We start from the raw sequence: 24,656 nt of genomic DNA, 5'->3' as shown, positions 1-24,656 counted from the left end.
TGTATCCGGTACAGTTGGATCGTTAGAAGTATCATTAACTGTTACTACATTACCTTCTACGCCACCTACGGTAAATTTACCGGTCTCTGTTCCTTCGGTGCTGGCATCTTCTTTTGCTTTAGTGGTAATAGTAAATTCTTTCACCCCTTTAGGAATAGTCAATGTGCCTGTTTCCGCATCATAACTCACTCCATTGCTAAATTCCGGTGTTTCAAAGTCATCACTACCGAATTTACCTTCACCTGTTGAACCAATAACCAGCGGTAAGGTACCACCATTGTTATTAGTGAGCTTAACAGTGGTTACAACACTTCCGCCTTCATTAACAGTGTCTGGGGCACTCACCACACCGTCATTATTACTGTTATCTACTGCCGGAGCAGCTGTATCCGGCTTAGTTGTACCAGTATGGGTTCCTGTATTGCTATTAGCATCGGTTCCCGTTGCTGTCACATCTTGATTATCTGCAATCGCTTCCGGATCAATGGTAATGGTTCCCGTTGTTTCATCAACCGTTACACCCGTTGGTGCCGTGCCACTCACTGACCATTTACCGTTTTCAGGATTTTTGGTAATGGTAATTTTTTGGTTTTGTCCGGCTTGATCTTCAAACGGTACTTCAACCTTCGTATTATCCGCTCCCGGTGTAACTGTTAAATTACCGTTATCCCCAGGGGTAACTGTTGGAGCATCAGCTGATGTATCCGGTACCGTTGGATCGTTACCCGCATTAACTGTATTCGCATCCGCTGAGTTACCCGCTCCATTGGTACCTGTCGCATTAACAGGTTCGCCATCTTTCACCTGATCTGCCGGAATGGTAATTACACCACTGTCCGGATCAACCGTAGCACCGGTACCGTCATCTACAATTGTCCATTTACCGTCATCACCTTTAGTTGCTGTTACGTTTTTTTCACTGCCTTCCTCATTAGGGAATTTCACTTCTACTTTCGTATTATCTTCACCCGGAGTAACTGTAACTTTACCGTCATTATCTGGGGAAGTAATAGTAGGTTTATCCGCTAAATCTTCGGAATCCTGGCTGGTATTACCGGCGGTATCTTTCGCTTCTGCTGTAATTTCACTGCCCGGTTTGATATTATCCGGCGGAATAGTTGCAGTATTGTTACCGGCTTCCGGATTCGGAATTGTGTCGGTATCATCGGATGTCCAGTTACCCTCAGGATCTTTAGTTAAGGTTACTTCTTTATCCGGACCATTTTCTTGTGGAACTTTTACTACAACTTGAGTTGCATCTTCAGGAAGTTTCACATCAACGGAACCATCTGTTTTTGGTTCAATATCTGGAGTAGCCGGTGGAGTAGTATCCACTGTAACTTTATTTTCACCTTGATTAGATGAGTTACCCGCAGGATCTGTTACTTTAGCTGTAACGGTGATATCGCCATCTTTAGTTACAGGAACATCAATAGTGGTATAACCGTTATTGATCATCTCTTCGGTAACAGGAATTGTTTGTTCTTGACCGTTAACGGTAACAATTAGACTATCGCCCGCTTCGGTATTATCAGGAATAGTAATGTAAACAGGGGTTGTATCTTTTGGATCTTTAGCTACAACTTCAGTTCCGTTTAATTGACCGTCATTATTGCTGTCTTCACCAAAAATAATATTCGGCGCGCCGTCGGTATTACGTGGAACCTCTTGACCGTTTGGTAAGGTTACATTGTTGGTAGAATTATCATCTGCAGTACCGTCACCATCGCTATCGCCCGGAATATGGTGATCGCCTGCGGTTACAGTATTACCTTCACCCTTATTATTATTGTTATCAGTACCTGTAGCATTAACATCAGAGCCGTCTTTTACACTATCAGGCGGAATAGTAATAACGCCTGTATCCGGATCAACAGTTACATCAGTATTAGGATCTTTCTCATCAATAACCCATTTACCATCATCACCTTTTATCACGGTTACTGATTGGTTATTACCGTTTTCATCAATAAAACTAACTTCAACCATAGTATTATCAGCGCCCGGAGTTACCGTAACGGAACCGTCGTTTTGGGCAACTAATACAGGTTTATCAGCAATAACATCCTGTGGCTCCGGAGCCGGCGTATTATTGCCGCCGTTACCACCGCCGCCACCGCTTGCTGCGGCGGCAATAATTCCGCCCACAACCGGAATTGCCAGTAACCACCAAGGATTAAAGGCCCAGAATGCGGAAGAAAGTTCCGAACCGCCTAATGCTTGCGGTGCGGCCGCCTGTTCGGCCAATAGATTAATGGCATCGCTTTTTAGTCCGGATTCCGGCGCATAAGCATAAAGATTACCGTTTTCATGCTGACCGATAATCATATCTGTCATATCGTCATCATAATAATCTTCAATAATGATATCCGCTTCCGGATCACCGTCGTTCAGGAAAATTTTCAAGTCATTATTTTCACGTTTAGTCACAATATTCTGTGGTCCTAAACCTGTTTGATCATCAATTAATTGATAATTCACATGTTCTTGCGCCTTAAGTACAAGCGCCTGTTCTTTGCTGACTTTGTAGCTGGCCAGTTCTTTATTTGAACTTAGTACTTTTACTGTCGTCGTCATATTTACGATTCCTCAATTAAAATTTTCTTAAATATTTATTTATTATTTTTACCGTAGATAGTAATTTCTACGCGTCTGTTTGGTTGATTGCAATCCCGTAACTTCTGTCCGTTCAGGCCTTGACAATTCTTTTCAATCAGCTGGCTTTCGCCCATACCTACAGCTTTAATCGGCTGTGTGATACCTGCCTGTTGCAAAATAGTTTTTACTGTATTTGCTCGGCGTTGGGATAGCTGTTGGTTATATTGAGCAGCGCCGATGGCATCCGTATGCCCGGTAACGCTGATCCCGCTAATCTGCTGCGGATACTGTTTTAACATATCCTTAACCCAGGTGACTAAATATTGCTGTCCGCCCTGAGTAATATCCTGATAGGCATATTTGTCAAAAGCGAATAAAGCGGCGTTATCCAATGTTTTACTACTTAATACGGAAGCATTACAGTTTGATGCCTGAACGCGCGATAAGGTATGATCCGCAGATTTCAGCGCTGCAATATCCCGTTTTGCTTGAGCTTCATTTACTTCGGTCAAACTAAACCCTTCTTTCGCTTTGGTTACTTTAAAGTAACTGGTCTTACCGGCAGTGAAATCATAGGATTTACCCGGAATATTGTTACCGAAAGTACGGTTATTACTATAGGTAAGGTAAAGATTCTGAGCTGACGAACATAAGGTTGCCGCAGTGAAAGAATCTGCGATCAAAGAAGCCTGATAATCGCCGTTAATATAGAGATTGATTGCCGGACCGGAAATATCATCCCGATAAACAACGGCTAGCGCCTGATGTTCTTTTAATCCTTCCGGATTTAAACCGGACTTTTCCGGATGATGAGTTAAATTAGAATTTGTACAGGCGCTTAACAGCACAATACAGCCCATACTCAGTAAAGTTCGTTTCATAAAATCAGCTCCGAATATAAAACATGAGTTTTGTTATTAATAAAACCGCCCCATGATAGGCGGGTGCTTTCTGCTTGCTTATATACTGCTTGCTTATATGCAAAAAAACAGAAAGCATAACGTCCGGTTCGCAAGAAACCGAACATTATGCTTTCTGTTCTAGAATAATAAAATTTAATGCTTGTTTGCTTAAAATTTTCAATACAAAGGTCTTTATCATTACTGGCAACATATTGTGATCAGCATCCTGCTAACCTAATGTGTTTTCAAAATCCCTCTGAAAATTTCTCTAAAAAGTCTTTACTGTACTGCTTTTACTCAGCTTTGTTATTAATAAGTTAAGCTATTTTAACAAATTTGCCATATCTTATTCTGTTTATGATTACAAGTAAATCCCATTTGCAAAAAAAACATACAAAAAAAGCGCCTTTACAGGCGCCTTATAAGTAAAGATGAATTTTAAGCCACAAGTGCGGTCGATTTTAACCGAGTTTTTAACTTGGTATATTCCGTAACCACATAATGTTCCGCCCAATTTTGATCTTCGATTTTATCAATGCGTACCGCACTGTACTTGTATTCCGGTGTTCTGGAGCCCGGATTCAAATGCTCGGCGGTCAGCTCGTTACATTTACCTATCCACCATTGATAGGTCATATAACAGGCGCCCTTATTAGTACGCGAACTGACATCGGCACGGGAAATAACCTTACCGCGCGGAGAAGAAATCCACACTAAATCATTATTCTTAATGCCGAGTTCTTTCGCATCCTGATCATTCATCTGTACAAAGCCCGGCTCATCCGCCAATGCCGCTAAAGCGCGACAGTTACCGGTCATGGAACGGCAGGAATAATGGCCGACTTCGCGCACGGTGGAAAGTACCAATGGGAATTCTTCGCTGAGTTCTTCCATCGGCGGTTCCCAGTCGCAGGCGAAAAATTCGGCTTTGCCGCCTTTGCGGTCGAAAATCTGGTTTTTATACAGATATTGCGTACCCTGATCTTCCGGTCCTTCGTCATAGCAAGGCCATTGAATATAGCCCAGACCTTCCATTTTTTCATAGGTTGCCCCTTTATAAATCGGGCAAAGGGAACGCAGTTCGTCCCAGATTTCCTTGGTGTTGTTATAGTGCATCGGATAACCTAATGCGGTAGCCAATTCACTAATAATCACCCAGTCGTCTTTCACATTACCTACGGGTTCCACGGCTTTATAGAAGCGTTGGAAGCCTCGGTCCGCCGCACTGTAAACCCCTTCGTGCTCGGCGCAGGAGGTCGCCGGCAGAATAACGTCCGCCTCAGCGGCGGTCTGGGTCATAAAGATATCCTGCACGATAATGAATTCTAAATCTTTGAAAGTTTGTTTCATTGCATTAATATCGGGTTCAGTTTGTAAAGTATCTTCCCCCATAATATAAAATGCTTTGATTTTACCTTCTTTCACCGCATGAGGCACTTCACTGAGCGGTACGCCCGGATTTTTATTCAGTTCCGGAATACCCCAGGCTTGGGCAAATTTAGCATTGGTTTCAGGATCTTGGAAGCTTTGATAGCCCGGCAGGGTATTAAACAACGCACCCATATCACATGCGCCCTGTACGTTATTCTGACCGCGTACCGGATTAACCCCCACATTCGGTTTACCCAAGTTTCCGGTCAGCATTGCCAAACTGGCCAGCGCACGTACGGTTTCAACACCTTGCCGGAATTGACAGACCCCCATTCCCCATAAAATAGTGGCCGTTTCCGCCGTTGCATAGGTACGAGCGATTTCACGCAGCATTTCAGGTTCGATACCGGTAATATGCTGAGTGCTTTCAGGCGTATAGGATTTAATAATTTCACGGAAAGCGTCGAAGTTTTCAGTATGTTCGTCAATGAATTTCTGATCCTGCAAACCTTCTTCCAGAATCACATTCATCATTGCATTTAAGAAAGCCACATTACTTGCATTGGCAAGCGGTGCGTAGATATCGGCAATACGCGCAGTTTCGATTTTACGCGGATCACAGACAATAATTTTTGCCCCTTTTTGTTTTGCGTGATTGATACGTCGCGCCACAATCGGGTGAGAAGTGGAGGCATTATAGCCGAAAATAAATACACATTTGGTGTCTTCAATCTCTACGATTGAATTTGACATTGCGCCGTTACCGACCGATTTGAGCAGACCTGTTACAGAAGGGCCGTGTCATACGCGCGCACAACAGTCAACATTGTTATTTCTCAGTACCGCACGGGCGAACTTCTGCATAACATAGTTAACTTCATTACCCGGTCCGCGTGATGACCCGGTAACCATAATACTTTCATTGCCGTATTTATCTTTGATCTCTTTCAGGCGTCTGGCCGTATAGGAGATGGCTTCATCCCAGCTGACCGGGGTAAAAGCTTCGCCGCGATTGTAACGAATCATCGGCTGTGTCAGACGCGGAGTCAGAATTTTTGTGTCATGCACAAAATCCCAACCGTAATAACCTTTGAGGCAGAGTTCTCCCTCATTGGTTTTTCCGTTCGCACCTTCGGCGCCGATAATCTTGTTATTTTCGACCAAGAGATTGATCTTACAACCGGAAGCGCAATACGGGCATACAGTTATTACTTTTTTCATAAGTAAGTATCCTTTTGCCGTTATTAATTTAATCACTCTAAATGGGTAACTCCTGACCCGTTTACATCATACGCCCAAATGTTAACAATTCACCTATAAATATTGCGGTTTCTTGATTTAAAACATCTTTTTAATAAAAAATTCTAAGCCTAAATAAAAGGAAGCCGCTGTGAACGGCTTTCCCCTTGCGGGCTGCCGAATTAATCCGTAGAATTGAGCGCCGTATATTTCAATAATTTCTTACTGACGCCAAGCCAGTATTACTCCGGGAGAGTATAGTGGATTTCAAATTCGATTATTTCGTTGAGGTATTACCGAAAGTCGCACGCCATCTGGATATTACCCTGCAACTAACCTTAACCGCAGCGGTTTTCGCCCTGGCAATAGGCGTCCTTACCGCCATTATCCGTTATTATAAAATTCCCCTGCTGTATCAACTCAGTTCGGCCTATGTATTTGTTATGCGCGGAACCCCGGTTGTAGTGCAGCTTTATTTCTTTTATTTCGGCTTGGCCGCCATTAGTACGACGGTAAAAGCCATGGCGCCGGTAACCGCGGTAGCGGTAGTAATGAGCCTGAATATCGGTGCCTTTATGTCGGAAAGCATCCGCGCCGCACTGCTTTCCGTCGACGAAGGACAAAAAGAAGCCGCTTATTCTTTGGGAATGTCCAATTTTCAGCTTATCCGCCGTATTATTATTCCGCAGGCGTTGCGTATCGCCTTACCTACCTTGTTCAACGATATTATCAACCTAATCAAAATGTCCTCCCTGGCTTTTATGCTCGGGATTCTGGATATTATGGGCGCGGCCAAGGTGGAGGGCGCGCAAACCTTCCGCTATTTTGAAATCTATGCCGCAGTGATGCTGATTTATTTACTGGTTATCGCACTTTTTTCCTTTATACATAAATATCTGGAAAAAAAATGCGCCCAAGCCTACTGATTTACCATAACCAAGGAGACTCATATGAATAAAATTCTATCCCGTTTTGCCGCTATGGGAATTGCATTCGGCCTGTTATTCAGCCTATCCGGAGCCTTTGCAGCAAATAAAACCCTCACTATAGTTACCTCCGGGACTTCTATCCCCTATTCAATGTTGGACGAAAAAAATAACTGGACGGGTGTTGATGCAGATATCTGGGCGGCCATTGCAAAACGCAAAGGTTGGAATATTGAAATCAAACGTGCCGCTTTCGATGCCATTTTCGGCGAACTGGATGCGGGTCGGGCGGATTTGGCAGCTAACGCTTTTGCGGTCAGACCGAACCGGGTAGATAAATATTATCCTTCCATTCCTTATTACGGTGATGCCCAAGCCATTGTTATTCGTGCCGATAATAATGCCATCAAAACCTTTGCCGATCTAAAAGGCAAAAAACTCGGTGTAACCAACGGGCAGGCAAGCCAGAGCATCATCAGCGAAATGAAACCTCAATACGGCTTTGAAGAAGTGATCTATGAAGATTCCAATAACGGTTTATATGAAATGACCCTGGGGCGTATCGACGCTCAGGCTTGTGCCGTAACCACGGCAAATTTATATGCGGAAAAAACCGGTAATAAAATCAAAATCCTGGATGAAAAATTAAAAGCCAACAACGTCGCCTTCTTCTATCCGAAAACCGAACAGGGCGCACAATTGCGCGATGAAGTGGATCAGGAACTGAAAGCCTTGTTGCAAGACGGCACCATTGCCAAAATCACCGAAAAATATTTCGGTGCGGATATGACGAAATTAATCATTCCGGACGATGCGGCAAAATAAGAGCAAAACACCCCATGAACGCCAATAATCCGTTAATTAAAATCGAACATTTATCCAAAGAATTTGATCAGCATCTGATTCTTGAAGATATCTGCCTGGAAATTAATGAAAATGAAGTAGTTGCGATTATCGGCCCCTCCGGTACGGGCAAGTCCACCTTATTACGCTGTCTGAACTATCTAACCGTACCGAGCCGGGGTAAGATCAGCATTGCGGATGTTTGCGTCGATGCCGAAAATTACCGGGCTAAAGAGGTAAAAAATCTACGCACCCATACCGCAATGGTATTTCAGAACTATAATTTGTTCAAAAATAAAACCGCTCTCGGCAACGTAATGGAAGCCTTACTAAGTGTACATGGCAAATCGGCGCGGGAAGCGGAACGGATAGCCTTGGCCCAGTTGGAAAAAGTCGGTATGTTGGCGCGTAAGGATTTTTATCCTTCCACACTTTCCGGCGGGCAACAACAACGCGTTGCTATTGCACGGGCGCTGGCGGTGAATCCGAACGTATTGTTGCTGGACGAGCCGACTTCCGCCCTTGATCCCGAGCTGGTCGGTGAAGTCTTGAATACGATTAAAACCCTGACCCAAGAAGGGCTAACCATGATACTGGTTACCCATGAAATATCCTTTGCCCGCGATATTGCTTCACGTGTGATTTTTATGGATCAAGGTAGAATTGCGGCGGACGGTACCCCGCAGGAATTGCTGATAAATCCCGTCCATCCGCGCCTGAAACAGTTTCTGCAGCATGTTGCAAAGGAATAATGATGAATTTACGCGATATCCCCCGTCCCGGCCCGGGACAATTTATCTGTGTGCCGGGCTGCCTGCACTTACTGGAAGAAAAACTGAAAAGATTCCGTTTACCGGTAATCATCAGCGGGCAGAAATCCTATCGCGCTTTTGTGCGCCATTATCCCGGCAAAGTGCCTTATCCCCTGTTACGTTATGACGGCAGTTGCTCGCATGAAAATATACGGGCGATTGCCGAACGGATACCCGCCCCCTGCGATTGTATCCTAGCTATCGGCGGCGGCAAGGTGCTGGATACGGCTAAGGCCGTTGCCGCCCAGCTGAATATCGACTATGTAACCATTCCGACCCAACTCGGTACCTGCGCCGCCTATACCCCCTTATCCGTTATTTATTATCCGGATCATCGCATCAAAGGCGGAGAGCATTATGAACGGGCCGCTTATCTTTGCCTGGCGGATCTCAACCTGTTGGTCCACTCACCGAAAGAATACCTGCTCGGCGGCATCGGCGACAGCCTGGCCAAATGGTACGAAGCCGATGCCGCAATCAGACAAATGCAAACGCCGCCAACGGCACTAACCGCAGCCGGTCTGGAAATCGCCGCCCAAATCCGCAACCTTTTGCTGGAATACAGCGGACAAGCCATTGCCGCCATTGAAGCGCAACGCCTGAATCAAGGTTTTGAATACTGTGCACAAGCCATTCTGGGGTTAGGCGGTATGGTCGGCGGGCTAAGCGGGCGCACAGCCAGAGTTGCCGGCGCTCATGCCATACATGACGCCATGTCCCAACTTGCCGAAACCCATGTTTATCAACACGGAGTTAAAGTGGCCTACGGTATACTGGTACAGCTGGCAGCAGAAGAAAACTATGCCGAAATCGAACGTTTACTGCCTTATTTCGCTCGACACGGCTTCCCCCGTCGCCTTGCCGATTTATCGGTAAACTTTGAAAAGGAGCAAAAAATGGCGCTTATTGCCGCTATCGCCGCTTCGGAAAAGCAAAGCTTCCGTCTGGCCCTGCCCCGCTGCAGTCCCGAATTAATCCTCAAGGCGATAAAATATCTTGAACAATTAGATTAGAAAGAAATGGACGACATTTTACATCTGAGTCTGCCCGGCGGGCTGATAACCAAAGTAAAGGCGGGAGAATTTACCCTGCTGACCGATTACCCGCAAGAACGCGGCGGTACGAATATTGCACTTAACCCCTGGCGGATTTTTCTCTCCGCCATTCTGAGCTGTCAGGGTGTCAACCTGGCTAAATACTGTCTCGAGCATAAGTTGGATTATCAAAAAATTGAAATCAGCCTGATTCCCTTAGTGCAAGACAACCGTAAGGATGAATTTCCCGAATACCATCTAAAAGTCAGTCTGCCGCCGGATTTTCCTGCCGAGCATATAGAACCTATGGTAGCTTTTTTTAACGATTGCCCCGTTGCCAATCATTTAACTAAGCTCAAGCCCATTCTTAAAACCTTTGTCAATGAACGCTTAATCAGTGAAATGAAGCGTTGATAGTGCTGCGTTCAGCCTGTTCAAAGGTACTTCGAAAAGCTTATAGCGCAGCTGAAATTTACCCCCGACGGCTAAAAGTGCGGTCATTTTTTGCCGAGTTTTTTTTAAGTGCCGCCGATTCCCCAATCGGCAGGTAACTATTGACAAAAAACCACCCGCACATAGAATGAAAAAACGTCTTCGGCTTACTGCTGAAATGGAAATGACGTTTTTTCAATTATTTGAAATAGTCCGTTTTAGCTATTTCACTAAATTTCACCAACCTGAGGTAACCTTATGAAATATTTCCTTAAGCTTCTTTTTGTCAGCCTGTTTTCGTTCTTTCTGGTCGCTTGTAATGAAGATCCGGTAAAAACCGAGTACATTCAATATAAAAAATGGGCAAAAGAAAGCAAAATTGAAGACATCTTTTCTTCCTCCAAGCTGAGTCAAATTCAAACCATGAAGGATCCGGAACAGATTATCGCCGCTTATAAAAACTTCGCCCTTCAGGCCGATACAATCGCTCAGGACTTACGGAAACAAAGCTTTAAAACGGCGGAAATCCAAGGAATCCAGCAAAGTTATGCCGATTCCCTGCAAAGTTTTGCCGCACTGATGAACGAATCCTCCCAATATATTACCCAGGAAATGCCGACGGAAGTTCGCGCTAAGATGTTAAAGGATCGTAATGCCTTTACTGTCGCATTAAAAGCGACCATAAAAAAAGAACAGGAAATCGTGGAAAAGCATAAAGTAAAACCGGAAGATCTTAAATAATTCCTGCCGCTCCTTTAATCAAACGCCGAAAATATTCGGCGTTTTTTCTTCCCCCCCAAAGCCCCTTACCCACCGCCCTATGCCAAGCGAGCCGATGCCAAATCGCCCTAGCATATCCAGATATGCAAATCAGTTCTCCAATATAATAAATGTGATCTACATCACAAATTTATCTCATTTCAGTCAAAAATAGGAATTTTTCCTAGCTGAATTAAAAATCCTTCTCAAGCCTTATCTTCCCTCGCCCCTTACCATAGGGCCAAGATTAATTATCGTAAGGAAAAGCTATGCTAAACTTTCTTAAAGAGGTCAGAAAACCGACCTTAGATCTTCCGGTGGAAGAGCGTCGGAAAATGTGGTTTAAACCTTTTATGCAATCTTATCTGGTCGTATTTATCGGTTATATGGCCATGTATTTAATTCGTAAGAATTTTAATATCGCTCAAAACGATATGATTGAAACCTACGGCCTAACCAAAACCCAACTGGGTATGATCGGGCTAGGTTTCTCCATTACCTACGGAGTGGGAAAAACCGTCGTATCCTATTATGCGGACGGTAAAAACACCAAACAATTCGTTCCCTTTATGCTGATCTTGTCGGCAATCTGTATGCTCGGCTTCAGTGCCAGTATGGGCGGAGGCAGCGTCGCCTTATTTATGATGATCGCCTTCTATGCGCTAAGCGGTTTCTTCCAGAGTACCGGCGGCTCCTCAAGCTATTCCACCATTACCAAATGGACACCGCGGAAAAAACGCGGTACCTATCTGGGCTTCTGGAACCTGTCCCATAATGTAGGGGGTGCGGCGGCGGCCGGCGTGGCTCTATTCGGTGCTAACGTTCTGTTCGACGGTCATGTGATAGGTATGTTTGTCTTCCCTTCAATTATCGCCCTTATTGTCGGTTTTGTCGGACTGCGCTACGGCTCCGATTCGCCGGAAGCTTACGGCTTAGGTAAAGCGGAAGAACTGTTCGACGAACCCGTCAGCGAAGAAGATCTGGACGCCGAGAAAAATCAGCTGACCAAATGGCAGATCTTTGTACAATATATTCTGAAAAATAAAGTTATTTGGCTGCTTTGCTTTGCCAATATCTTCCTGTATATCGTGCGTATCGGTATCGATCAATGGTCGCCGGTCTATGCCTATCAAGAACTGGGCTTCTCCAAAGATGCGGCCATTTCCGGTTTTGCCCTGTTTGAAGTGGGCGCCCTGGTGGGTACCTTCCTGTGGGGATTCTTATCGGATATGGCTAACGGGCGCCGTGCCTTAACCGCCTGTATCGCCCTGATTCTGATTGTATTTACGCTGGAGTTCTATCAGTTCGCCACAAACGAATATATGTATCTGATCGCCTTATTCGCCTTGGGCTTCCTGGTCTTCGGCCCGCAACTTTTAATCGGTGTGGCGGCAGTCGGTTTCGTACCGAAAAAAGCCATTGCGGTCGCCGACGGTGTAAAAGGTACCTTTGCCTATCTGATTGGGGACAGCTTCGCTAAACTGGGCCTGGGAATGATTGCAGACGGTACGCCTATTTTCGGTTTAACCGGTTGGGCGGGAACATTCGCCGCCTTAAATACCTCCGCCATCGCCTGTATCGCTTTACTTGCTTTCGTGGCTATTGCGGAAGAAAAGAAAATTCGCCGCTTAAGAAAAAACGGCGCTTAAACCGAGCGCACTTTTAGTGCCGGAAATTAAGCTGTAAACGCCCTTTATTATTGGTAATAAAGGGCGTTTAGTTCATAATAGGCAAAAATTAATTCAAGGTTGCCCGTTATGATAAATATTATCCTGATCGATGATCATATTATTGTTCGCTCCGGTTTCTCCCAACTGCTTGCTCTGGAAGAAAATATCCGCGTCGTTGCGGAATTCGGTTCCGTTCAGGAAGCGCGGCAAAAGCTGCCCGCCTGTAAAGCGGATATTTGCATTATGGATATTTCCATGCCCGATGAAAGCGGGCTGGACTTATTAAAAGAAATGCCTTCCGGGCTGCATTGCATTATGCTCAGTGTAAACGACTCCGCCGTAATTATAAAAAAAGCGCTGGAACTCGGCGCCAAGGGCTATTTAAGCAAAAGGTGCAACCCGCTGGAACTTATCCAGGCGGTAAAAACCGTTTATGCCGGCGGCATTTATTTAATGCCGGAACTGATGAGTAAACTGGTTGCGGATAAACAGGATCTCTCGCAAACCCTGACCAAGCGGGAATATCAGATCTGCGAACTATTAAATACCGGATTAACCGCCAAAGAAATTGCGGAAAAATTATCGCTGAGCGTAAAAACCGTTTATGTACATCGCGATAATGCCATGAGTAAGCTGAATGTGAAAAATAACGTGGAACTGGCAAATTTATTTCGGCTACAGGAATAAGCCTTATAGCAATGAAACTTCTTATTACAAGCCTATTCGGTTGGTTTATTGCCTTTTGCAGCTATTTTTGCTTCTGGGTGATTTCCGATCATTTACTCGCCGATCCCATTGTCGCACTGTTTTTTTTACCTTTCTCATTGCGTCTGGCGCTGATATTGCACGCCGGCAAGGGCTATTGGTATGCGATTTATGCGGCGGAATGGTGCGTATTAACATTATTGGCGCTATCTTATCCGGAACTGAATTTCGTCTTTATTTATCTGTTAAGTCTGCTGTCCTTGCCTCTCAGCCATATATTGCACGCCCGCTACCGTACGGAAACCAAACAATGGAAAAAATTAATTCTGCTGGGCTACGGAATTCTGGCCACAGCGACCTTGAATACCCTGCTCTTCTATTTTATTGAACATAAGCTTGTTTTTCTGATTAGTATTAGCGGAGGATTACTGATTCTGCCGGTTTGCTATCTGCTGGCAGATTTTCTGTTTAATCGAAAATGGGTGCCGGTTAGTGCCGGTTCCATTCATACTCCCCTAAATTTAAGGGCTAATCCGATTTTAATTTACGCCCTTTTACTAATCGGCAATATTTATATTCAGACCCAACTACCGAATGAATTTCGTCGTTTTTCCTTATTCTGTCTGGCGATCCCGATTATTTTACTCGCCTTCCGCTACGGCTGGCAGGGCGCATTACTCGGCACCCTATTAAATGCCGTAGCCTTAATTGCGGCAATGCAAAGCATTTCCAGCCCGGAAATCAATGATTTGTTATTAGTTATTTCAGCACAAACCATCACCGGCGTATTCCTCGGTTCCGCCATTCAATATCAGCGCGATCTGAACCATACCCTAAGCCGGGAACTTAAGCGCAATAAGCTGTTAACCCGTCAACTGATTTCAACGGAAGAATCGGTACGTAAGGATATTTCACGGGAATTGCACGACGAAATCGGACAAAATATTACGGCGATCCGCACTCAGGCGGCCCTAATTAAATACACGGACTCCGTGCAAAAAAATCAAAAGTATGCGGATACCATAGAAAAGCTGTCGTTAAATATCTATGATACGACCAAAGACTTACTAAACCGTATACGCCCGCGGGTATTAGATGATCTGAACCTACAACAAGCCATCCAAAATCTCTTACTGGAATTTAATTTTGCCGAGCATAATGTGCGGGTGGAGTTCAAGCTGGATAATCCTGCCCAAATAAAATTGGACAACCTGCTGGAAATGACTCTCTATCGGCTATGCCAGGAAAGTTTAAATAATATCGCCAAATACGCTCAGGCTAAACATATTCTCTTATCCGTTACAATTCTTGAAGATGTCGAGGTCATCATTCGAGATGACGGTATCGGGTTTGAAAGCGAACATCTTGCGCAAGGCCGAGGCCTTGCCGGAATGAAAGAAAGAGTGGCGGTATTAGGGGGGCAATTTACCCTCGAATCCATTCCCCTTGAGGGAGAAAAAGAGCGGCACGGCACAACCATTCGTATTCGTTTACCTATTTTGTAATTTACTTTATGCAACTGACTGAGCAAGAAATCAATAAAAACTATCGTTACTGGCGAATGCAGATTATGTTCGCCATGTATATCGGATATGCCGGCTTTTATCTGACCCGGAAAAGCTTTAATTACGCCATGCCGTCCATTATTACGGATCTGGGCATTGATAAAAACGATGTAGGTCTGATTGCCACGGCATTTTATATTATCTACGGTTTATCGAAATTCCTGTTCGGACTATTTTCCGATCGGGCTAATCCGCGCCATTTTATGGCAATCGGCTTAATTATGACCGGGGTTACCAACCTACTGCTCGGATTTTCCGAATCCCTGTTTATGTTCGCTACCCTATGTATGATTAACGCCTGTTTTCAAGGTTGGGGCTGGCCGCCCTGCGCCAAGCTGTTAACCGCCTGGTATTCGCGTACGGAACGCGGGCTATGGTGGTCGGTCTGGAATACCGCCCATAATACCGGCGGCGCACTGGTTCCTTTGATTATGGGCTATTTTACCCTGCATTACAGCTGGCAGGCCGGCTTTAGTGCGGCGGGCATTATTGCAATCCTGATCGGATTGTTACTGCTATGGCGCTTAAGAGATACCCCGGAAAGCATGGGCTTACCCTCCGTAGGCGTTTGGCGCCGGGATAGGATAGAGCTTGCCCGTGAACGGGAAGGTGCCGATCTGAGCTGGAGCAGCGTATTGTATCAATATGTATTTTTTAATAAATATATCTGGCTACTGGCACTGAGTTATACCCTGGTATATGTGGTGCGAACGGCAATTAATGACTGGGGAAATATCTATCTGACGGAAAACTATCATTATGATTTGGTTACCGCCAACAGTGCATTATCTTTATTTGAAATCGGCGGTTTTCTCGGTTCCCTAACCGCAGGCTGGGGATCCGATAAGCTTTTTTCCAGCAACCGCGGTCCCATGGCGCTGGTTTTTTCCATTGGTATTTTCTTCTCAATAACGGCCTTGTGGTTAATGCCGAAAGAAAATTATCTGTTACAGGCCACGCTATTTTTTGCCGTCGGTTTCTTTATTTTCGGCCCTCAGATGCTAATAGGTATGGCGGCGGCGGAATCTTCCCATCGCAAAACGCCCGGTTCCGCCACCGGATTCGTCGGTCTGTTCGCCTATCTGGGCGCGGCCTTAGCCGGTTATCCGCTGGCGCTTATTCAGCATTATTTTCATTGGGACGGTTTTTTTATCAGTATCGCCATCTGCGCCTCCGCTATCGCTTTACTGTTGCTTCCCTTTATTAATGTTCAGCAGACCCTATCCGGACGAAAATAATTTTCGCAATAATGAGCTTATGCACAATCAATTAAGGCTTGCCCGATCACTCCGGCAAGCCTTTCCTAAGCAACAATAAATTAAGCCACAAGTGCGGTCTCTTTTAAGCGATTTTTCAGACGACCGTATTCCGTATTCAAATAGCGCTCCGCCCAAACCTGATCGTTAATCTTCTCGATACGCACCGCAGAATATTTATATTCCGGCGTTTTCGCCAGGTTTTCAAGATTTTCCCCGGTCAGCTCGTTACATTTTCCGATCCACCATTGATAGGTCATATAGCAAGCGCCCCGGTTAGTACGGGAACTGACGTCGGCGCGGGAAATCACCTTACCCCGTTCTGAAATCACCCAAACCAGCTCATTATGTTTAATACCCAGTCCTTTAGCATCTTGATCGTTCATTTGCACGAATCCCGGTTCTTCCGCCAGATTCGCCAGTGCGCGGCAATTTCCGGTCATAGAACGGCAGGAATAATGTCCTACTTCCCGTACCGTAGAAAGAATCAGAGGGAACTGTTCGGAAACGGATTCCACCGGCGGAAGCCAGTCGCAGGCAAATAATTCCCCTTTGCCGCCCGGACGGTCAAACACATGATCCTTATACAGGTACTGGGTTCCCGTATCCTGAGCCGATTCATCATAACAAGGCCATTGTACGTAACCTAGTCCTTCCATTTTTTCATAGGTTACGCCTTTATAAATCGGGCATAATTCGCGCAGTTCATCCCAAATTTCCTTGGTATTGTTATAGTGCATCGGATAGCCCATTGCAGTAGCGATTTCACTGATGATCACCCAGTCGTCTTTCACATTACCGACCGCATCGACCGCTTTATAGAAACGTTGGAAACCTCGGTCTGCAGAGGTATAAACCCCTTCGTGTTCGGCACAGGAAGTGGCCGGCAGAATAACATCCGCTTCGGCGGCGGTTTGGGTCATAAAGATATCCTGTACGATAACAAACTCAAGCTGTTTAAAGGCTTCTCGCACCGCATGTAAATCAGGCTCCGTCTGCAAGGTATCTTCACCCATAATATAGAAGGCTTTAATCTTACCTTCCTTAACCGCATTAGGCACCTCGGTTAAAGGCACGCCGGGTTCGGCGCTGATCTCCGGAACCCCCCAGGCTTTTGCGAATTTCGCCCGAATTTCCGGATCCTTAAAGCTCTGATAGCCCGGCAGAATATTGTACAAAGCCCCCATATCGCAGGCTCCCTGGACGTTATTCTGACCGCGTACCGGCCCTACCCCCACATTAGGTTTACACAGATTACCTGTCAACATTGCCAGACTGGCCAGTGCCTGTACGGTTTCCACGCCCTGCCGGAACTGGCAAACCCCCATTCCCCAAAGGATAGTAGCGGTTTCGGCATTGGCATAAGTGCGGGCGATTTCACGCATCATTTCCGGTTTAATGCCGGTGATGTCCTGCGTCGCTTCCGGCGTATATTTCTTCACCACTTCATAGAAAGCGTCGAAGTTCTCGGTGTAGCTGTCAATAAACCGCTGATCCTGAAGTTTTTCTTCCAGAACAATATTCATCAATGTATTCACAAAGGCGACATTACAACCGTTTTCAATCGGCGCATAAATATCGGCAATACGGGCAGTTTCGATTTTACGCGGATCACAAACAATCACTTTGGCGCCTTTCTGCTTAGCACGGTTGATGCGGCGGGCCACAATCGGATGTGATGCGGAAGGGTTATAGCCGATAATTAAAATACATTTAGTTTCTTCAATTTCCACAATGGAATTGGACATGGCGCCGTTACCGATAGATTTTAATAATCCGGCAACCGAAGGGCCGTGGCATACGCGTGCGCAACAGTCTACATTATTATTACCCAAGACCGCCCGGGCGAATTTTTGCATGACGTAGTTGGCTTCGTTACCGGAACCCCGTGAAGAACCGGTAACCATAATGGAATCTTTACCGTATTTTTGTTTAATTTCCTGTAGACGGGAGGCGGTGTAGGAGATGGCTTCGTCCCAGCTGACCGGGGTGAAAGCTTCGCCGCGTTTATAGCGGATCATCGGTTGAGTTAAACGAGGAGTAAGAATTTTAGTATCGGATACAAAATCCCAGCCGTAATACCCTTTAAGGCAGAGTTCGCCTTGATTGGTCAACCCCATGGCGGCTTCGGTTCCCACAATTTTGTTGTTTTCAACCAGCAGGTTGATTTTACAACCCGAAGCGCAGTACGGGCAAACCGTAATTACTTTTTTCATAATAAAAGACCTTTTAATTAGTTCAAAAGTGAATTCGTTAAACTGGTAGTTACACTACCTCAATAAATTATTTAATCTCCCTTGACCTCCCTTTACAGAAAATTATCCAAACGGATAAGAGGAGCCGAAGCTATTCTTCGGCGGCCTCTAATTTTTCGATTGCGGACAGATTATTTTCTCTGATCAAATCATATAAAAAATCCACCGCACTTTTTACTTTCTCCGATACCGGAAAACCGAAAGAAACGATATCCGGCTGAATACCGACAAAAATAATTTCACCGATATCTTCTTCCAGCTGCTCAATCAAAAAATTCAGCGGCATATTATGAGTACTCATAAAAAACATATCGGCGATTAGATCTTTATCAATAATACGGATTTCTCCCGGCGCCAATCCCATATCCGACGCATCGACCAGCAGTAAACGCCGCGGCTTGAGCGCACGCACGGTATGGGCGTGATTTTCCGGCGCCGAACCGCCGTCCAGCGCCCCCCAGCCGGCGATCGGCTGGCTTATCATACGCTGATAAAGTAAAGGCCCGGCGGCATCGTCGCCCATCATGCCGTTACCTACCGCGAACATAAGATTTTCATTATTGTTCAATCTGTTATTCATCACGCCGTTTCACCATTATATACATCACCGGCTCAAGCTGAATTGAAGCCAGCGTATTCATTAGGGTTTCCGCCCACTGCCGGTGCAATGGAGAAAAATTCTCTTTATTTTCGTCCAGCGCTTTTGCCAGTAAATTGACATGGCTGCTGTCGATAACGATTTCGCCGAATTTCAATAAGCCGGCAAATTTACGCTTCGCCTCACCCGGCGGAAAACTTTCGACAAAGCGCTGATATTCTTCATAATCGCAAACCAGCAGTTTTTTAAAGCAGTCCACTACCCCTACATGGTGTCCGATGGCTAAAGAGTAATACATAACCTCTTTAGCCGCACTCGGTACCTGACTGTCATTTTCCACAAAACGTTGATTCAACAGATAAAAAATAACATTGGTTGTCATCGAATACCCTTATCCCGAGAAAGGAAGACTGATTGCGTGTAAACGGTTAATGATTTCGGTTAAGCGCGGATCCGCTTCTCGCTCTAAAAACTCGCCCAAACGCACACCGAAAGGTACGCTGTTTTTTTCCGACATCATCGCCATAAATTTATCTGCGATATCACCGCCCTGACGGTAGCCTGCCAGACGACGCGCCTCCCGTTCCAGCGTAACCCGCAGATCATAAGGAATATCGGCGAAACGTACCTTGGCTTCAGCATGAATATCGGCGGTTTCCTGTTTCCCTTTCAGTTTCTGATCAAGCAGACCGAGAGCCATGGCAAAACCGTAAATGGTCGCCGGCGGTGTCGGCGGGCAACCCGGAATATACACATCGATAGGCACGATTTGATCACTGCCGCCCCACACGCAATAAAGATCATGGAAAATACCGCCGCCGCAACCGCAAGCGCCGTATGAAATACAAATTTTCGGATCCGGCGCCGCCTGATAGGCACGCATCGCCGGCGTACGCATTGCTCTGGTTACCGAACCGGTAAACAGCAGAATATCCGCATGACGGGGAGAAGAAACCACCTTGATGCCGAAGCGCTCGGCATCAAAAACAGGGGTAATGGTACTAAAAATTTCAATTTCACAGCCGTTGCAACCGCCGCAGTCCACGCGGTATACATAGGCAGAGCGCTGAATATCCTTCAGCAGCGTCTGCTTCATCTTGGCAATATTTTCATCAATCGAAAATGGGGTCGATATCCCGTTGACCGGCATTGGAATTTGTGTGTTCATATCTGTCCCCCTACAACTCAACTTTAGCCTGATCGAAAGCCTGCAGGCGAACGCGCATATGTTCTTCCATCGTCGCCGTTTTTTCCAGACTGTTCTGACGTTTACAATCCGGGCAGGTATGTAATACGTCAAGTTTTTTAACCACTTCCGCCGGGTTATCCGACTGCTGTTTCAGCAATTCAATGGCGTAATTCATTTCTTTATAAGAAGTGAAAGCCTGACCGCACTGCCGGCAGGTGGTAATGGCAAAGGTGGTTTCCTGGTACAGATCCTGCTTATTTTTGACCGACATTTCAAAGTCCTGTGTCAGACGAATGGCTTTGGTCGGACAAACTTCTTCGCAGCGTCCGCAAAAAATACAACGGCCTAAGAACAGCGACCAGGTACGCTCGCCTTTTTCACTGTCGGTACGCATTGTCAACGCATTAGCGGGACAAGCAATAGTACAGGCACCGCAAACGATACATTGATCCGAATTCAATTCCGGTCTGCCACGAAAATCGGGATCAACCTCGTAAGGTTTAAACGGATATTTCGTTGTCGTATCACCTGTTTTGAATACGGTTTTAAGTAACTTAAACATAAACCACGTCCTTATTTCAACGGTGAGTTTTTACGCTCAATCCCATAACGTTCGATTTCTTTATAATCCACGGTTTTCGCCTTGCGTTTACGCACATCGACCACGGTTACACGGTCCGTACAGGAATAGCACGGGTCTACGCTACCGATAATCAGCGGTGCGTCGGAAACGGTATTTCCGCGCAACATATAGCGTAATGTCGGCCAATTGGCGTAAGTGGCGGCACGACAACGCCAGCGGAATAATTTCTGGTTATTTCCCAGCATCGACCAGTGAATATCTTCGCCGCGCGGCGCTTCGGTAATACCTAATGCGAATTTACCCGGCGTATAATTAAAACCTTCCGACAACAAATCACCGCTCGGTAAATTATCCACCATATAGTCGATAATATTCATGGATTCGAAAGTTTCGTTAATACGTACGCTGACACGGGAGAATACGTCCCCTTTGTCTTCGCTGAAAACTTTGAAGGGAACTTCGCCGTAACCGGAATAAGGATGATCCTTACGCACGTCGCGGTCGAAGCCGCTACCCCGAACCATCGGTCCCACCGGGCTGTAATCCCGCGCCACCTGATGATCCAGAATGCCGACACCCACGGTACGTTGTTCGATATTCGGCGTAGCCAGTAAAATATCCACCAACTCTTTCACTTCTTTGCGCATTTCGCCCACCAGCTTGATACATTGTTCGCGCTGATGTTTTAACATATCGCGGCGAACGCCGCCGATTAAGTTGACCCCATAGGTTTTACGCGCGCCGGTCAGCACTTCGGCCAGCGTCATGGATTTTTCACGTACCCGGAAGAACTGCATAAAACCGGTATCAAAGCCGGTAAAGTGGCTGGAAAGACCTAAATTCAGCAAATGACTGTGCAAACGTTCCACTTCGAGCAAAATAGCGCGAATCCATTGCGCACGCTGCGGAATTTCCAGTCCCAGGGCGTTTTCCACCGAATTGGCATAGGCCACGCTATGGGTAAAACCGCAAATACCGCATACCCGGTCGGCCAAGAAGGTTACCTGATCATAATCCATGCGGGTTTCGGCCAGTTTTTCCATACCGCGGTGTACATAGAATAAACGGTAATCCGCATCGACGATATCTTCACCGTCGACAAATAAACGGAAATGTCCCGGTTCGTCCGAAGTGATATGCAGCGGGCCGATAGGAACGATGCGACCTTCGCCTTTATCATTGATAAATTCGTAGGTTTCCGTTGCCGTAGTAGGATCCGGGCGTAAACGATAGTCCATGGAATCTTTACGCAGCGGGTGTAAATCCTCCGGCCAGTCGTCCGGTAGTACCAAGCGTCGCTGATCCGGTAAGCCCACCGCTTTCAAACCGAACATATCGTACAGCTCGCGCTCTCCCCATACCGCCGCCTTAACTCGCGGCGTTACGGAAGGGAACTCAAGGGAAACGGGATCCACCAGCGCTTTAATGGTTACGAAGGTTTTCACCTTACCTTCCATTGAAAGAACGTAATACACCGCATAATGCCCGTTAATCGTACGTTCGTCGTTACCGAATACCAGCGGCAGCCAACCGTAATGCTGGTAGTAGAGATATTCCACCACTTCCGGCAGCATATTGGTTTTCACCGTTAAGGTTACCTGATTTTCCGTTGACCATTCTTCATCCAGAATCGTATGCGGAAACTGAGTATTAATCGCTTCAATATAATTTTTACCAAGCGCACGGGTCTGATCGACCGTTGTATTTTTTGTTAACTCCATTTTTTCCTCCTGTCGATCTATTGACCTAAAACCTGCCAAGGCAATAACTGCATATCGCCGAAAGAAACATTCGGGTTCAATACGATAGCGACCGACGCTTTAAGCAAATGCAAAATCGGATCGGCAATATGAACGCCGAGCATAAATAAGATAATTAAGAACACCGCAAAGATGATAACGGAAAGTTTATTCGGTTCGCCCGCAGCAATATCTTCGCTCGGTTTGCCTAATACGGTTTTTAATACCATAGTGGTCAAGCCCGCCAATACGATGGTCAGGAAAATCAAACAAAGGATCACCAACCAGGTTTTACCCGCACTGATACCTGCGACCACAATCGCAAATTCACTGACAAACAGACCGAAAGGCGGAACCCCGGCCAAAGCCAGTACCCCGCAACCGAACAATAAGGCGGTCATCGGCATGGTTTTCCACAATCCGCTGATACGGTTCATATCCCGGCTTTTATATTTCAGCAGAATATTACCTGAAGCACAGAATAATAAGGCTTTGGCAAAGCTGTGGGTGATGGTATGCAACAAACCGGCAAATACACCGAGCGGGCCGCCCAGTCCGAAGGCAAAGCTGATTAAGCCCATATTTTCAATACTACTGTAAGCCAATTTACGCTTGATATCACGCTGTGCCACAATGAAGAAACAGGCGACACCGACGGACAGCAACCCGAATACGGTCATCAGCATCTGCGGATAATCGTTCCCCACCGCTTGCGAGGTTAAAATGAAATAACGCAGCACCACTAACATCGCACAGTTTAATAACACGGCGGATAAGATACCGCTGACCGGGCTAGGCGCTTCGCTGTGAGCATCCGGCAGCCAGGTATGCATAGGGAAAAGACCGCACTTAGTACCGAAACCGAGCAGAATAAAGGCAAAGGCGAAATGCATAATATTCGGACTCAGATTACCCGCATGCGCTCTGATCTCAGACCAGAAAATCGCTTGGGTCGGATCGCTCAGTAAACTGTTGGCGTTGGAGAAGGTCAGAATCGTACCATATAAGCCGAAAGCCACCCCGACGGAACAGATGATGATATATTTCCAAGCGGCTTCCAGACTGGTTTTCTGCTTATAAGTACCAACCAGAAAAGCGGAACTCAGGGTTGTCGCCTCAATTCCCACCCACATTAGGATAATGTTATTGGTCGTTACCGAAAGCAACATGGTAAAGAAGAACAGATGGAGAAAACCATGATAATTAGCATAGTTTTGGAAGTCCAAATGCCCCTGTTCTAATTCGGTCTTCATATAGCCGATGGAATACAGCCCCGCCAGGAATCCGACGATTCCGATAAGACCGATAAAGATTGCCGACAAGCTGTCGATATAGATCCAATTATCTAATGCCAGAATCTTTTCCTGAGCCAAAACCAATGCAACGGTTTTTAGCGAAAAAACCAACATCAGTACCAGACCGGTAATATGTAACGCGGTACAAAGCGCCTGATTTTTACTTTTTGCAATCAAAAAGCAGAGGACGGAAACCGCCAAAGGTGCGATTAATAACGCATAAATCCACTCAAACATAGCGTTACCCCTTTAATTCCGTAAGTTGTTTTGCATCCAAGGTGTTTAAAGTCCGGTAAATCTTATTGACTAAAACCACCATAATGATGACCGCGAAGAAAGCATCCGTCGCTATACCGATTTCCACCAGTTCCGGCGCATCACTTGCCAGCAATGCCAGGGTCAGATGGGAACCGTTTTCCATCAGACAATAGCCCAATACCTGTTTTAAGATATTACGCTGACTGACGATGCAAAGCAGACCCAGTAGGAAATGGCTTAGGGATACCGATAAAGCCGGTTTCAAATGTTCTGCCAAAGGTACTTCCAATTGCGCCGCAGCCATATAGCAGATCACTACAATCAGTGCGGTAATCGGAATAAACCAGGCGGTATTCATGCCCTGAGGTACGCCGCTTTCATCAATTTTTTTAGTGGCGTAAATCAGAATTGCAGGTACCACCACCACTTTGGTAATAAATGCACTGACCGACCACATATAAAGCGAATGGGCGTTCATTTCACCGGCCAGGTAAACGAACAGCGAAACCAAAACTAACGATTGCAACGCATAAAGTGCGGCGGCATTTTTCACCGTTTTTGCTGCAATAACCAATAAAGAGGTCAGGATCAGCAAACCGGCTAAGATATTTATCATCAACATAATTC

21 protein-coding genes are annotated in these 24,656 nt (G+C 45.9%); 10 read left to right on the top strand and 11 right to left on the bottom strand.

Going from position 1 to position 24,656, the window contains the following annotated elements; genetic code table 11:
- The 3 genes from EDC45_RS08435 to fdhF (EDC45_RS08425) all read right to left on the bottom strand — a co-directional run.
- On the bottom strand, nucleotides 1-2,577 hold a 2,577-nt coding region (locus tag EDC45_RS08435), incomplete at its 3' end, for a hypothetical protein (protein WP_166635124.1).
- Nucleotides 2,578-2,612: 35 nt separating this feature from the next.
- Nucleotides 2,613-3,479 (bottom strand): OmpA family protein, encoded by an 867-nt coding sequence (locus EDC45_RS08430; RefSeq protein WP_133545375.1) that lies wholly within the window; start codon nucleotides 3,477-3,479, stop codon nucleotides 2,613-2,615.
- A 459-nt stretch (nucleotides 3,480-3,938) separates the two neighbouring features.
- Nucleotides 3,939-6,092, bottom strand: coding sequence for a formate dehydrogenase subunit alpha (fdhF, locus tag EDC45_RS08425; protein ID WP_133545373.1), 2,154 nt, complete (start codon nucleotides 6,090-6,092; stop codon nucleotides 3,939-3,941).
- 278 nt (nucleotides 6,093-6,370) lie between these two features.
- On the opposite strand from fdhF (EDC45_RS08425), the gene EDC45_RS08420 reads away from it, so the two are divergent.
- From EDC45_RS08420 to uhpC, 10 genes are all read left to right on the top strand, one after another.
- Nucleotides 6,371-7,036, top strand: a complete 666-nt coding sequence (locus EDC45_RS08420) for an amino acid ABC transporter permease (protein ID WP_133545371.1) — start codon at nucleotides 6,371-6,373, stop codon at nucleotides 7,034-7,036.
- 24 nt (nucleotides 7,037-7,060) lie between these two features.
- Nucleotides 7,061-7,861, top strand: coding sequence for a transporter substrate-binding domain-containing protein (locus EDC45_RS08415; protein ID WP_133545369.1), 801 nt, complete (start codon nucleotides 7,061-7,063; stop codon nucleotides 7,859-7,861).
- 14 nt (nucleotides 7,862-7,875) lie between these two features.
- On the top strand, nucleotides 7,876-8,631 hold the full coding sequence (locus EDC45_RS08410) for an amino acid ABC transporter ATP-binding protein (protein ID WP_133545367.1): 756 nt from the start codon (nucleotides 7,876-7,878) through the stop codon (nucleotides 8,629-8,631).
- Complete coding sequence (locus tag EDC45_RS08405; protein WP_133545365.1) at nucleotides 8,631-9,704, top strand: iron-containing alcohol dehydrogenase family protein; 1,074 nt, start codon at nucleotides 8,631-8,633, stop codon at nucleotides 9,702-9,704. The genes EDC45_RS08410 and EDC45_RS08405 overlap by 1 nt, the downstream gene beginning before the upstream one ends.
- Before the next feature lie 6 nt (nucleotides 9,705-9,710).
- A complete protein-coding gene (locus EDC45_RS08400) occupies nucleotides 9,711-10,139 on the top strand; it encodes an OsmC family protein (protein ID WP_133545364.1) in 429 nt (142 codons plus the stop codon).
- A 276-nt stretch (nucleotides 10,140-10,415) separates the two neighbouring features.
- Nucleotides 10,416-10,898, top strand: coding sequence for a hypothetical protein (locus tag EDC45_RS08395; protein ID WP_133545362.1), 483 nt, complete (start codon nucleotides 10,416-10,418; stop codon nucleotides 10,896-10,898).
- Between the two features lie 287 nt (nucleotides 10,899-11,185).
- The gene (uhpT, locus tag EDC45_RS08390) at nucleotides 11,186-12,565 is read left to right on the top strand and encodes a hexose-6-phosphate:phosphate antiporter (RefSeq protein WP_133545360.1); all 1,380 of its coding nucleotides are present in this window, start codon (nucleotides 11,186-11,188) and stop codon (nucleotides 12,563-12,565) included.
- A gap of 108 nt (nucleotides 12,566-12,673) precedes the next feature.
- The gene (locus EDC45_RS08385; RefSeq protein ID WP_133545358.1) at nucleotides 12,674-13,273 is read left to right on the top strand and encodes a response regulator; all 600 of its coding nucleotides are present in this window, start codon (nucleotides 12,674-12,676) and stop codon (nucleotides 13,271-13,273) included.
- Nucleotides 13,274-13,284: 11 nt separating this feature from the next.
- A complete protein-coding gene (gene uhpB / locus EDC45_RS08380) occupies nucleotides 13,285-14,796 on the top strand; it encodes a signal transduction histidine-protein kinase/phosphatase UhpB (protein ID WP_133545356.1) in 1,512 nt (503 codons plus the stop codon).
- 8 nt (nucleotides 14,797-14,804) lie between these two features.
- The gene (gene uhpC, locus EDC45_RS08375) at nucleotides 14,805-16,094 is read left to right on the top strand and encodes an MFS transporter family glucose-6-phosphate receptor UhpC (RefSeq protein ID WP_133545354.1); all 1,290 of its coding nucleotides are present in this window, start codon (nucleotides 14,805-14,807) and stop codon (nucleotides 16,092-16,094) included.
- 80 nt (nucleotides 16,095-16,174) lie between these two features.
- Here the strand turns inward: uhpC and fdhF (EDC45_RS08370) are convergent, their stop codons facing one another.
- The 8 genes from fdhF (EDC45_RS08370) to hyfE all read right to left on the bottom strand — a co-directional run bounded on the left by fdhF (EDC45_RS08370) (nucleotide 16,175) and on the right by hyfE (nucleotide 24,651).
- Nucleotides 16,175-18,328 carry a formate dehydrogenase subunit alpha gene (fdhF, locus tag EDC45_RS08370; RefSeq protein ID WP_133545352.1) on the bottom strand — a complete coding sequence of 718 codons (2,154 nt, stop codon included), beginning with the start codon at nucleotides 18,326-18,328 and terminating at the stop codon, nucleotides 16,175-16,177.
- A gap of 130 nt (nucleotides 18,329-18,458) precedes the next feature.
- Nucleotides 18,459-18,947: a hydrogenase maturation peptidase HycI gene (hycI, locus tag EDC45_RS08365; RefSeq protein ID WP_133545350.1), complete on the bottom strand. Its 489-nt coding sequence runs from the start codon at nucleotides 18,945-18,947 to the stop codon at nucleotides 18,459-18,461.
- The gene (locus EDC45_RS08360; RefSeq protein WP_133545348.1) at nucleotides 18,940-19,347 is read right to left on the bottom strand and encodes a formate hydrogenlyase maturation HycH family protein; all 408 of its coding nucleotides are present in this window, start codon (nucleotides 19,345-19,347) and stop codon (nucleotides 18,940-18,942) included. Before EDC45_RS08360 ends, hycI begins: the two co-directional genes overlap by 8 nt.
- A gap of 9 nt (nucleotides 19,348-19,356) precedes the next feature.
- Nucleotides 19,357-20,133, bottom strand: a complete 777-nt coding sequence (locus EDC45_RS08355; RefSeq protein ID WP_133545346.1) for an NADH-quinone oxidoreductase subunit B family protein — start codon at nucleotides 20,131-20,133, stop codon at nucleotides 19,357-19,359.
- Between the two features lie 10 nt (nucleotides 20,134-20,143).
- Nucleotides 20,144-20,716 (bottom strand): formate hydrogenlyase complex iron-sulfur subunit, encoded by a 573-nt coding sequence (locus tag EDC45_RS08350; RefSeq protein ID WP_133545344.1) that lies wholly within the window; start codon nucleotides 20,714-20,716, stop codon nucleotides 20,144-20,146.
- Between the two features lie 11 nt (nucleotides 20,717-20,727).
- Nucleotides 20,728-22,458: a hydrogenase large subunit gene (locus EDC45_RS08345; RefSeq protein WP_133545343.1), complete on the bottom strand. Its 1,731-nt coding sequence runs from the start codon at nucleotides 22,456-22,458 to the stop codon at nucleotides 20,728-20,730.
- A 17-nt stretch (nucleotides 22,459-22,475) separates the two neighbouring features.
- Nucleotides 22,476-24,008 (bottom strand): hydrogenase 4 subunit F, encoded by a 1,533-nt coding sequence (locus tag EDC45_RS08340; RefSeq protein ID WP_133545341.1) that lies wholly within the window; start codon nucleotides 24,006-24,008, stop codon nucleotides 22,476-22,478.
- 4 nt (nucleotides 24,009-24,012) lie between these two features.
- The gene (gene hyfE / locus EDC45_RS08335) at nucleotides 24,013-24,651 is read right to left on the bottom strand and encodes a hydrogenase 4 membrane subunit (RefSeq protein WP_133545339.1); all 639 of its coding nucleotides are present in this window, start codon (nucleotides 24,649-24,651) and stop codon (nucleotides 24,013-24,015) included.
- Nucleotides 24,652-24,656: the final 5 nt, after the last annotated feature.

The sequence above is a fragment of the Mesocricetibacter intestinalis genome (assembly GCF_004363295.1).
Taxonomy (GTDB): Bacteria; Pseudomonadota; Gammaproteobacteria; order Enterobacterales; family Pasteurellaceae; genus Mesocricetibacter; species Mesocricetibacter intestinalis.
Note: the sequence above shows the minus strand (reverse complement) of the source record. Positions and strands in the feature narration are given on the sequence as shown.

Excerpts from the sequence above, each read along its gene's own strand:
- EDC45_RS08400 (WP_133545364.1), top strand. The coding sequence starts at position 9,711 with ATGGACGACATTTTACATCTGAGTCTGCCCGGCGGGCTGATAACCAAA.
- EDC45_RS08395 (WP_133545362.1), top strand. The coding sequence starts at position 10,416 with ATGAAATATTTCCTTAAGCTTCTTTTTGTCAGCCTGTTTTCGTTCTTT.
- EDC45_RS08355 (WP_133545346.1), bottom strand. The coding sequence starts at position 20,133 with ATGAACACACAAATTCCAATGCCGGTCAACGGGATATCGACCCCATTT.
- EDC45_RS08410 (WP_133545367.1), top strand. The coding sequence starts at position 7,876 with ATGAACGCCAATAATCCGTTAATTAAAATCGAACATTTATCCAAAGAA.
- EDC45_RS08350 (WP_133545344.1), bottom strand. The coding sequence starts at position 20,716 with ATGTTTAAGTTACTTAAAACCGTATTCAAAACAGGTGATACGACAACG.
- EDC45_RS08415 (WP_133545369.1), top strand. The coding sequence starts at position 7,061 with ATGAATAAAATTCTATCCCGTTTTGCCGCTATGGGAATTGCATTCGGC.
- hycI (WP_133545350.1), bottom strand. The coding sequence starts at position 18,947 with ATGAATAACAGATTGAACAATAATGAAAATCTTATGTTCGCGGTAGGT.
- EDC45_RS08385 (WP_133545358.1), top strand. The coding sequence starts at position 12,674 with ATGATAAATATTATCCTGATCGATGATCATATTATTGTTCGCTCCGGT.
- EDC45_RS08430 (WP_133545375.1), bottom strand. The coding sequence starts at position 3,479 with ATGAAACGAACTTTACTGAGTATGGGCTGTATTGTGCTGTTAAGCGCC.
- uhpC (WP_133545354.1), top strand. The coding sequence starts at position 14,805 with ATGCAACTGACTGAGCAAGAAATCAATAAAAACTATCGTTACTGGCGA.
- EDC45_RS08405 (WP_133545365.1), top strand. The coding sequence starts at position 8,631 with ATGATGAATTTACGCGATATCCCCCGTCCCGGCCCGGGACAATTTATC.
- hyfE (WP_133545339.1), bottom strand. The coding sequence starts at position 24,651 with ATGTTGATGATAAATATCTTAGCCGGTTTGCTGATCCTGACCTCTTTA.
- fdhF (WP_133545352.1), bottom strand. The coding sequence starts at position 18,328 with ATGAAAAAAGTAATTACGGTTTGCCCGTACTGCGCTTCGGGTTGTAAA.
- uhpB (WP_133545356.1), top strand. The coding sequence starts at position 13,285 with ATGAAACTTCTTATTACAAGCCTATTCGGTTGGTTTATTGCCTTTTGC.
- EDC45_RS08340 (WP_133545341.1), bottom strand. The coding sequence starts at position 24,008 with ATGTTTGAGTGGATTTATGCGTTATTAATCGCACCTTTGGCGGTTTCC.
- EDC45_RS08360 (WP_133545348.1), bottom strand. The coding sequence starts at position 19,347 with ATGACAACCAATGTTATTTTTTATCTGTTGAATCAACGTTTTGTGGAA.
- uhpT (WP_133545360.1), top strand. The coding sequence starts at position 11,186 with ATGCTAAACTTTCTTAAAGAGGTCAGAAAACCGACCTTAGATCTTCCG.
- EDC45_RS08345 (WP_133545343.1), bottom strand. The coding sequence starts at position 22,458 with ATGGAGTTAACAAAAAATACAACGGTCGATCAGACCCGTGCGCTTGGT.